Source organism: Phyllobacterium sp. P5_D12, from assembly GCF_054049495.1.
In genome coordinates this window covers 1-8,320 of the sequence record NZ_JBFUMG010000183.1, presented here as the reverse complement: position 1 = coordinate 8,320, position 8,320 = coordinate 1, and the positions used below count along the sequence as shown (strand labels likewise).

Annotated in this window: 10 protein-coding genes; 5 read left to right on the top strand and 5 right to left on the bottom strand. The window is 57.4% G+C overall.

Annotated elements, in window-relative coordinates:
- Together ACXJ5O_RS13620 and ACXJ5O_RS13615 are read left to right on the top strand one after the other, a co-directional pair.
- Positions 1-299 (top strand): 2Fe-2S iron-sulfur cluster-binding protein (locus tag ACXJ5O_RS13620; protein ID WP_457300355.1); only part of this gene is annotated, 299 nt, incomplete at its 5' end.
- Between the two features lie 198 nt (positions 300-497).
- Positions 498-1,523, top strand: a complete 1,026-nt coding sequence (locus ACXJ5O_RS13615; protein WP_457300354.1) for an NAD(P)/FAD-dependent oxidoreductase — start codon at positions 498-500, stop codon at positions 1,521-1,523.
- Positions 1,524-1,529: 6 nt separating this feature from the next.
- Here ACXJ5O_RS13615 and ACXJ5O_RS13610 read toward each other — a convergent pair whose 3' ends face one another.
- Positions 1,530-2,147 carry a DUF922 domain-containing Zn-dependent protease gene (locus ACXJ5O_RS13610; RefSeq protein ID WP_457300353.1) on the bottom strand — a complete coding sequence of 206 codons (618 nt, stop codon included), beginning with the start codon at positions 2,145-2,147 and terminating at the stop codon, positions 1,530-1,532.
- 131 nt (positions 2,148-2,278) lie between these two features.
- Here ACXJ5O_RS13610 and folP point away from each other — a divergent pair, with 131 nt between their 5' ends.
- Positions 2,279-3,115, top strand: a complete 837-nt coding sequence (gene folP / locus ACXJ5O_RS13605) for a dihydropteroate synthase (RefSeq protein ID WP_457300352.1) — start codon at positions 2,279-2,281, stop codon at positions 3,113-3,115.
- Positions 3,112-3,624: a 2-amino-4-hydroxy-6-hydroxymethyldihydropteridine diphosphokinase gene (folK, locus tag ACXJ5O_RS13600; protein WP_457300351.1), complete on the top strand. Its 513-nt coding sequence runs from the start codon at positions 3,112-3,114 to the stop codon at positions 3,622-3,624. The genes folP and folK overlap by 4 nt, the downstream gene beginning before the upstream one ends.
- 36 nt (positions 3,625-3,660) lie before the next feature.
- Here folK and ACXJ5O_RS13595 read toward each other — a convergent pair whose 3' ends face one another.
- From ACXJ5O_RS13595 to ACXJ5O_RS13580, 4 genes are all read right to left on the bottom strand, one after another.
- Positions 3,661-4,197, bottom strand: coding sequence for a hypothetical protein (locus tag ACXJ5O_RS13595; RefSeq protein ID WP_457300350.1), 537 nt, complete (start codon positions 4,195-4,197; stop codon positions 3,661-3,663).
- Positions 4,198-4,316: 119 nt separating this feature from the next.
- Positions 4,317-5,393 carry a YcjF family protein gene (locus ACXJ5O_RS13590; protein ID WP_457300349.1) on the bottom strand — a complete coding sequence of 359 codons (1,077 nt, stop codon included), beginning with the start codon at positions 5,391-5,393 and terminating at the stop codon, positions 4,317-4,319.
- Complete coding sequence (locus ACXJ5O_RS13585) at positions 5,390-6,892, bottom strand: YcjX family protein (RefSeq protein WP_457300348.1); 1,503 nt, start codon at positions 6,890-6,892, stop codon at positions 5,390-5,392. Before ACXJ5O_RS13585 ends, ACXJ5O_RS13590 begins: the two co-directional genes overlap by 4 nt.
- Before the next feature lie 56 nt (positions 6,893-6,948).
- Entirely contained in the window at positions 6,949-7,464 is a 516-nt protein-coding gene (locus ACXJ5O_RS13580; RefSeq protein WP_457300347.1) for a SixA phosphatase family protein, read from the bottom strand.
- Positions 7,465-7,845: 381 nt separating this feature from the next.
- Between ACXJ5O_RS13580 and dksA the strand changes: the two genes are divergently transcribed.
- Positions 7,846-8,262: an RNA polymerase-binding protein DksA gene (dksA, locus tag ACXJ5O_RS13575; protein WP_091877580.1), complete on the top strand. Its 417-nt coding sequence runs from the start codon at positions 7,846-7,848 to the stop codon at positions 8,260-8,262.
- The last annotated feature ends 58 nt before the right edge of the window (positions 8,263-8,320 follow it).

Below are 8,320 nucleotides of genomic sequence, written 5' to 3'. Positions count from 1 at the left end.
CTCATGACGGTGCGCGTATTGAAACGAACGCGGAAAACGGTTCGACCGTGATGGAAAATGCCATCCGCAATGCGGTGCCGGGCATCGATGCCGAGTGCGGCGGTGCCTGCGCCTGCGCCACGTGCCATGTCTATGTGGATGAAGAGTGGACCTCCACGACCGGCGAGCCCGAAGCGATGGAAGAGGATATGCTGGATTTCGCCTATGATGTACGGCCTAACTCGCGTCTGTCCTGTCAGATCCGTGTTTCCGACGATCTGGATGGTCTCGTCGTGCAAGTCCCGGAGCGTCAGGCTTAAAGCCTGCTGATATTTTCTCATCGACCGATTAGAATACGTCCTTTGCTGGGCAATTTGGCGGGCAAGAGGAACGCATTCTCTTGACCTAGGCGAGTGCAATCGTTACGCGCTTGGCAGCCCGCGTGTCCCGGACACGCCAGCCATACCCCTTTTTCTATCTGCACGGCATGCAGACGGTCCTGGCATGAGGAATTTTCGATGAGCGAGATTATCAAAACCGATGTTGTGATCATTGGCGCGGGGCCCGTTGGTCTGTTCGCGGTGTTCGAGCTTGGCCTCTACGATCTCAAATGCCATCTCATCGATATCCTGGATCGTCCGGGCGGCCAATGCGCCGAGCTTTATCCGGAAAAGCCGATCTACGACATACCGGCTTGGCCGGTCATTAGCGGGCACGATCTCACTGAAAAGCTGATGGAGCAGATAAAGCCGTTCGCGCCGCAGTTCCATTTCAACCGTATGGTCACCAAGCTTGAGCGCCAGGCCGATGGCTCATTCCACGTCGAAACCGACGAGGCGGAGGTGTTCGAAGCCAAGGTCGTGGTCATCGCTGCCGGCGGCGGCTCTTTCCAGCCGAAGCGCCCACCGGTACCCGGCATCGAAGCCTATGAGGGCAAGAGTGTCTTCTATTCCGTGCGCCGTATGGAAGAATTTCGCGATCAGGACATCTTGATTGTCGGTGGCGGCGACAGCGCGCTCGATTGGGCGCTGAACCTGCAGCCGATCGCGCGCAGTCTTACCGTTGTTCATCGCCGCGCCGAATTTCGTGCGGCTCCCGACAGTGTCAAGAAGATGTTCGAACTGGTTGAAAGCGGCAGCGTGCGTTTCGAACTCGGTCAGGTTTCCGGTCTCAAAGGCGAGGATGGCCAGCTTACTCATGCAACAATCAAGGGTACCGAGGGTGAGACCGATATTCCGGTCACGCGTCTGCTGCCGTTCTTCGGCCTGACGATGAAGCTCGGGCCCATAGCCGATTGGGGGCTTAACCTGCACGAAAATCTCATTCCGGTCAGTGTCGAAACATTCGAGACGTCGGAGCCCGGCATTTTCGCTATCGGTGACATCAATACCTATCCCGGCAAGCTCAAGCTCATCCTGTCCGGCTTCCATGAGGCGGCGTTGATGACGCAGGCTGCCAAGCACATCGTCAGTCCGGGCGAGCGCATTGTGTTCCAGTACACAACCTCATCGACGAGCCTGCAAAAGAAGCTGGGCGTTAACTGACGTCGATCAAGGGCTTTTTGCGAATTCGCGCTGGAGCCGGAAAACAAGAAGCCGTTCAAAGCGGCTGTCAAAGTTGACGGCTTCGACGCGGTCGAACTGGATTTGGGCAAGATCGTGCTTGCGCATCAATTTTGTAGTCAGCGCATCGATGTCAGCCTTCATGGCCGTGCAATCGCTGCGCCATGGCAGCGCCTTGATCGCCCTCTCCATATCGCCTGCAGCTGTGCGCGCGATGACGATATGACTCTCTTCGTGCCGTTTTATATCAGCCGATAGCGTATCCCAGATCAGGGCAAGGTCCGGTTTCGCCGTACGGCGCTGTATCCAGCGGGGCAGGAAAACCTGGGCGTGAACGACGACGTTGGCGTCAACAACACGGCAGCTCTTTCCGTTGGAACCGTATTTTATCCTGTTGGTGAAGCGCATCTTGGTCATGCCGGGATGGCGCTGGCCTGTCTTTAGCAAAATGGGACCCCGGCGGTACAATTCGCGATCAAGATCCGCTGCCGTACGGCCATTCAGAGCGAAGTATTCATATTTGCGCAGGACTATCGCCGCGTTGGCAGCGGATACGGTCATCAAAAGCGCCATACCGAGGGACACAGCTCTGGCAAAAATATGCATCTGGTATTTTCCTTTTCGGCCAAGTCTGCCCGATCCTGAGACTATCGTCAAAAACATTGCGGATGAATTGACGTTACCCACGTTCTGATCAAAAACAGGATAAGGATTTCTGAAGTTCAAGGAGCGCGCCGATGCAAAGAGAATGGAAACTGGCACATGGCCGGTCTCTGACGTTGGGTGACCGCGCACTGATCATGGGCGTTCTCAATGTCACACCGGACTCCTTTTCCGATGGCGGTGTACATTATTCTCTGGATCAGGCTCTGGAAGGCGCTCGGGAGATGATCGCCGAGGGTGCGTCGATCATCGATGTGGGCGGCGAATCGACCCGGCCCGGCGCCACACGCGTTGAACCAGCCGTCGAGCAATCGCGTATTCTGCCCGTGATCGAAGCGCTGGTAAAAACGGATATAATCATCTCCGTCGATACCTATCGTGAAGAGACCGCCCGCCTTGCCGTCGCTGCCGGCGCCCATATTGTCAACGATGTCTGGGGTGTGCAGCGCGAGCCTGCAATTGCCGATCTCGCGGTGGAAACCGGAGCTGGACTTGTCATCATGCATACGGGCCGTGAGCGGGAACGCGACCCCGATGTCATCGTCGACCAGTTTGCCTTTCTCAACCGTTCGCTGGAAATTGCCAAGGTAGCCGGTGTTTCGCGTGACCAGATCGTACTTGATCCAGGTTTCGGCTTTGCCAAGGACACGGCGGAAAACATTGCGCTGATGGATCGCTTTGTGGAACTCGAGGCGTTCGGTTATCCATTTCTTGTCGGTACCTCGCGCAAGCGTTTCCTGCGTGCCACTTCGGGCGGCGAGCAACAGGAATGGGATATCGCCACGGCCGCTTCGTCAGCCATATTGCGGATTGCCGGCGCAGATATTTTCCGGGTGCACAATGTCGCGATGAGCCAAAGCGCGCTGGCACTGGCAGATGCGGTATTGCAATCGCGCAGATCGAGGCAATGACCACCTTGAAGCACAAGGCGTGGCTCGGGCTTGGCGGCAATATCGGCGATCCGGTGACTTCGATGGCCAAGGCATTGCGTGCGTTGAACGGGCGCAGTGAAACGCGCGTTCTCGGCGTCTCGCCTGTCTACAAGACGCCGCCATGGGGCAAGACCGATCAGGCATGGTTTCACAATGCCTGCGCCGAAGTCGAGACTTCGCTCGATCCGGAAGCGCTACTCGCAGCTTGTCTCGATGTGGAAAAGCACTTGAAACGCCAGCGACTCGAACGCTGGGGGCCACGGATCATCGATATCGATGTGCTGGCCTATGAAGGTCTGAAGGAATTCGAAAGTCCGACGCTGATCTTGCCGCATCCGCGCATGACCGAGCGCGCCTTTGTGATGGTACCGCTCGCCGATATCGCGCCGGATCTGGTGATCAGCGGCAAGACCGCCGCGCAATGGGCTGCACTTTGCGACAGAACCGGCGTCGAAACTGCGCGCGATGATGCGGACTGGTGGAAATGAACGATTTTGCGCCTCCGGTCAGGCTGTCAAAGATTGTTAGTTCTTGGCGATACTGCCAACAGCCCTTGAGTCCACGCGCTTCAGCGTCATGCCGACAACCGGGATCAGCGCCTCGTCGAGCCGAACGGAGATCGTGACATTCATGGTGTTGTCATCGTTGAACTTGGCAAGCATGGCGCCGTTCAATTGTTTGCGGCTGATGGCGAGCACCACGCGGTTGCCGGAGACATTGCCGCCGGTGATGTCGAGACCCTTCCCGGCCGAACCATCGAGAAAGCTGCCCTTGTAGCTATTGCCGGCCCGAATGATCGTCGCCTTCATCGGCTGGTTGAAAATGCCGACGCGGCAACTGCCGTCCAGCGTCATGCCGGCTTTTTCCGCTGGCGTGGTCCCATCGAGCGTGCAGACGAATTTGGTGCCCTTGTATTTGCCGGCCACGATCTCGCCGGGACCGACCCATTGACCTTCTACGGTCTGGAAAAATTCGGCATCCTTGTCCTTGGCTTGTGCCGGCAACGTCAGAAACGCGCAGGCAAACAGGGACAGGGTAGCGGCTGCTGCGCTTCTTTTCATCGACAAGACTCAACACAAATCATTGGAATGGGCACTTAGGCGATCATCGTCCGGAATGGTTAATGGATGGTTGCCATTCAGCGCTAAATTGCAACCCCGGGAAAAGCGGAACCTCGGCGCTATGGCTTTTTTGCACCACCAATGCGCGCCAGATCGCCAATGAAATCGCCGATGTTCGGGCGCCTTTCCGCATTGAACGGAAAGGGCCGTACAAGATCCATGGCGGAGATGCCTATGCGCGCTGTCATCAATCCATTGATGACGCCTTCGCCAAGCCGCGCGGAAAGCCGTGCTGCCAAGCCGTGGCCAACCAGCTGCTGGATGATGCTGTCGCCCATCGCCACAGTGCCGGTGACGGCGAGATGCGCAATGACATTGCGTGTGAGTTTGAGGAAGCCAAGAGTGCCCGGCCGGCCGCCGTAAAGCTCCGAAAGCCGCCGGATCAGACGCGCAGACTCAAAAACCACATAACCGATGTCGACCAGCGCACGCGGACTGACCGCGGTAACGATCGATACGCGTTTCGAGGCGGCGAGGATCATCTCCCGCGCCTGCCGGTCGAGGGGGCGGAGCAGTTCGGTTTCAGTGAGCCGGATCAGGTCGCGGCCGTCGATCACGTCATCGCGCAGATCGTGCAAAAGTGCACGGCCCTTGGCCGTAGCGGGGAGGGTCTCGGCGATGGAGACAAGTTTGCCGACAGCTGTTTTCGCCGCTCGAGCATCATTATCCGCCGCAGCCTTGGCTGCTTCGTCGCGCAAGTGCTGCACCGATGCGAGACGGCGTAAGGCCAGCCCCTCGCGCAGGACAATGGCAATCAGCGCGAAGGCTGCAACGACACTGACGCCAAGCGCAACCCAGCCCAGCCATGGAGCACGCTCGAACAAGGTACGAATGAGATTATCGGCCCACAGGCCCAGCGCCAGCGAAACCAGCACTCCGAGCGCGCCAGTGAGCAAGGAGGCGAAAGAAAAGCGCTTTTTCTTTGCGAGTGCCGGTGGCGGGGTCAGCGCATCGAGTTCATTCGCGGTCTCGGGATCGAGGTCGAAGACGTCGACGGCTGCCGGTGTGATCACCGCGACATCCTTGATCGCGGTCGGCCTGCGCTGTTGCGGAGCGCGCGCCTTCTGCGGATCAGCGGTTTGCTCCGGCTGGTCGAGCCGAAAGGCAGCAGGTTTGCGAGCGTTGTTATCCGTCATGCGAGGCGATCTCCTATGAGGAATTGTAGCGCGCGATCGAGCCTTATATGCGGCAGCGACAGGGTGAGGCCTTCCGCGGTCTTTTCCAGCCGGGGCGGGCGGAAGCGGACGAAACGAATGGCCGGGTCTTCAGAAACCCTCTCCAGATGTTCAAAGATTGAGTCCGGTTTTGCCGGCAAGTCACCGGGAAATATGGCGGTTTCGGTTTTGCCGTCGAACGTCTCGCCGTTGATGGTCTCACCTTTCAGCGGCGTTCCGATAATGACCGGGAGAGTTTCCTTGCCCTGCGTTACCGTTGCCTCGCGCGTGGTGCGTACGGCTGCCATTGCCAGCACGTCGACGCTTGCACCAGAAAAATCGGCGCGGCTGACGGCGCCGTCGACCAATCGCCGGACGATGGCCTGCAGCCGGTCATGGCTCTCGTGGTGCAAATGATCGGCCTTGGTTGCGGCAACGAGAATGCGGCTGATACGCCGCTGCACGAGGCCTGTCAGGAAATTGGTGCTGCCAGGGCGAAAGCAGGAAAGGATTTCCGTCAGCGCTCGCTCCAGATCAGCCACGGCGGACGGTCCGGCATTCATTGCCTGCATGGCATCAACAAGGACGATCTGCCGGTCCAGCCGGGCAATATGCTCGCGGAAAAAAGGTTTGACCACATGGGTCTTGTAGGCTTCATAACGCCGCTCCATCATTGCCGCCAGCGAGCCGGGACGCGGCTTACCCGCATCAAGGTTTGGCAGTGGAGCGAAGGTGAGCGCCGGCGAACCGTCAAGATCCCCTGGCATCAGGAAACGGCCGGGTGGTAACGTCGACAACGCGCGTTCGTCGGCCTTTCCAGCTTTCAGATAATCTGTGAAGCTCTTTGCCAGGCGCTGCGCCGTCATTTCATCTGCGTTCGCATCCGCCTCGGCATCGTTCGACACCTTGAACCAGTCCGCTGCAAGATCGCGGTGGCTTTCRAGCTCGGCGAGCTGAAACGAATCCCTGGAAAACTCTGCATAGGTTTTACCCAATAGCGGGAGATCCAGCAGCCATTCACCGGGATAGTCGACGATGTCGACCGAAAGCTTGCCGCCGGAGAACATACGGTTCCACATCGAAGCGGATTCATATTCGATCGTCAGGCGCAGTTCGGAGATTGCCCGCGTCGAGTCGGGCCAGATGCGCTCGTCGATCAGCGCCTTCAGATGTTCCTCATATTGAAAGCGCGGGACTGCATCGTCGGGCTGCTCTTCGAGATAGGCGCGGGCGATGCGTCCGGATTTCTGCGCCTCAAACAGAGGAAGGCGGCCGCCATGGATCAGATTATGTACCAGCGCGGTGATGAAGACAGTCTTGCCGGCACGGGAAAGGCCCGTGACACCGAGCCTCAACGACGGGGACATGAGCCCGCTCGTGCGGTCGGCCAGCGTATCGAGCGCGATTTTCGCTTCGTCGGTAAGTGTCGTCAGTGTTCCCAATTCAACCGTCCTGTGGCCGCGTCGCAGTCTTGATCTCATCCCTTGGCTCAGCCCATTTGGGTGTCTGGCGTGTCAAAGGCAAGAAAATGATGATCTTACAAATGTGTTGAGGGAGAAAAGAAAGCCTGCAAGACGCCGGTTCCTGGACGGATTTCTGCAAGCGGACTGTCGAACTGGATGACAGCCAAGGCGGCGGTCGGAAACCCGGATACGAAGGTCGGATGGCTTGGGGGATTGCCACGGCCGGCGAGGGCGGTGGCCAGTTCCTCCATCATCGGGTTGTGACCGACCAGCATCACGGAGTTGGCCGCTTCGTGTTCGAGCCCGGCCAAGCGGATCGCCATGAGATAGGCGTCAGGACCGGCCGAATAGAGCTTTTCTGATTCCTCGACGATGAAAGGGGGTTGGATATCAACGTACTCAAGCGTCTGCCGCGCCCTGATAGCGGGTGAACACAAAACGATCTCCGGTTTCATTCCGGAGCGCCTGAGTTCCTCCCCCAGGACCTTGGCGGCTTCGATGCCGTCCGTATCGAGCGTCCGGTCGAAGTCTTTCTGGCCGGGGGATGGCCAGACTGCTTTTGCATGCCGCAGCAAATAAACCTGGCTCATCCTGCAACTCCCTGATGATATTGTTCAACAGGTGCCATGCTTCCCCGAAAGACGCAAATTTTGGATAAAATCTGTGCGGCAAATATGACAATTATCAAATAATTGTGCAAAACGGGTCTGTCGAATTTCTGAGCGGCATGCATTTTTGCAAGGCAGGCTACAACCGGTAGTAGAGCCTTGGAGCTATAAAATGCCGAAATTTGCCCTCGTTTCTTCGTATTTTTGGTTAGAGAATCGATGAATCCTGCCATTTTTGCCGATAATTTGGGCAAAAAATCATGATTTCTTTCTTTGATTTACATGTCTTTTTGTAGTTGTGCGCCAATCTGACACGACCTATATAGGCCTCCTCGCGTCTTACAGGTGCAGGGTGATTCAAAGATGAATAAACTGATCGATCTTGACTACAAGCCCACGGATGACGAGCCCTTCATGAGTGATCGGCAGAAATCCTACTTTCGTGAAAAACTGATCAACTGGAAAAATGATATTCTGCGGGAGGCGCGTGAAACGCTCGAGATCCTGCAGCAGGAAAATGCAAATCTGCCGGATATCGCAGACCGTGCATCATCTGAAACGGACCGTGCCATCGAGCTTCGGGCCCGTGACCGCCAGCGCAAGCTGATCTCCAAGATCGACGCCGCCTTACAACGCATCGACGATGGGACCTACGGTTTTTGCGAGGAAACCGGCGATCCGATCAGCTTGAAGCGTCTTGACGCGCGTCCTATCGCAACCTTGTCAATCGAGGCTCAGGAACGTCACGAACGGCGCGAGAAAGTCTACCGCGACGACTGAGCTGCAATCCCCATCAATAAAAAAGGCCCGGTTTTTCCGGGCCTTTTTGTTTCTGTCC

Coding starts and splice junctions, on each gene's coding strand:
- dksA (WP_091877580.1), top strand. CDS start 7,846: ATGAATAAACTGATCGATCTTGACTACAAGCCCACGGATGACGAGCCC.
- ACXJ5O_RS13590 (WP_457300349.1), bottom strand. CDS start 5,393: ATGACGGATAACAACGCTCGCAAACCTGCTGCCTTTCGGCTCGACCAG.
- ACXJ5O_RS13595 (WP_457300350.1), bottom strand. CDS start 4,197: ATGAAAAGAAGCGCAGCAGCCGCTACCCTGTCCCTGTTTGCCTGCGCG.
- folP (WP_457300352.1), top strand. CDS start 2,279: ATGCAAAGAGAATGGAAACTGGCACATGGCCGGTCTCTGACGTTGGGT.
- folK (WP_457300351.1), top strand. CDS start 3,112: ATGACCACCTTGAAGCACAAGGCGTGGCTCGGGCTTGGCGGCAATATC.
- ACXJ5O_RS13615 (WP_457300354.1), top strand. CDS start 498: ATGAGCGAGATTATCAAAACCGATGTTGTGATCATTGGCGCGGGGCCC.
- ACXJ5O_RS13580 (WP_457300347.1), bottom strand. CDS start 7,464: ATGAGCCAGGTTTATTTGCTGCGGCATGCAAAAGCAGTCTGGCCATCC.
- ACXJ5O_RS13610 (WP_457300353.1), bottom strand. CDS start 2,147: ATGCATATTTTTGCCAGAGCTGTGTCCCTCGGTATGGCGCTTTTGATG.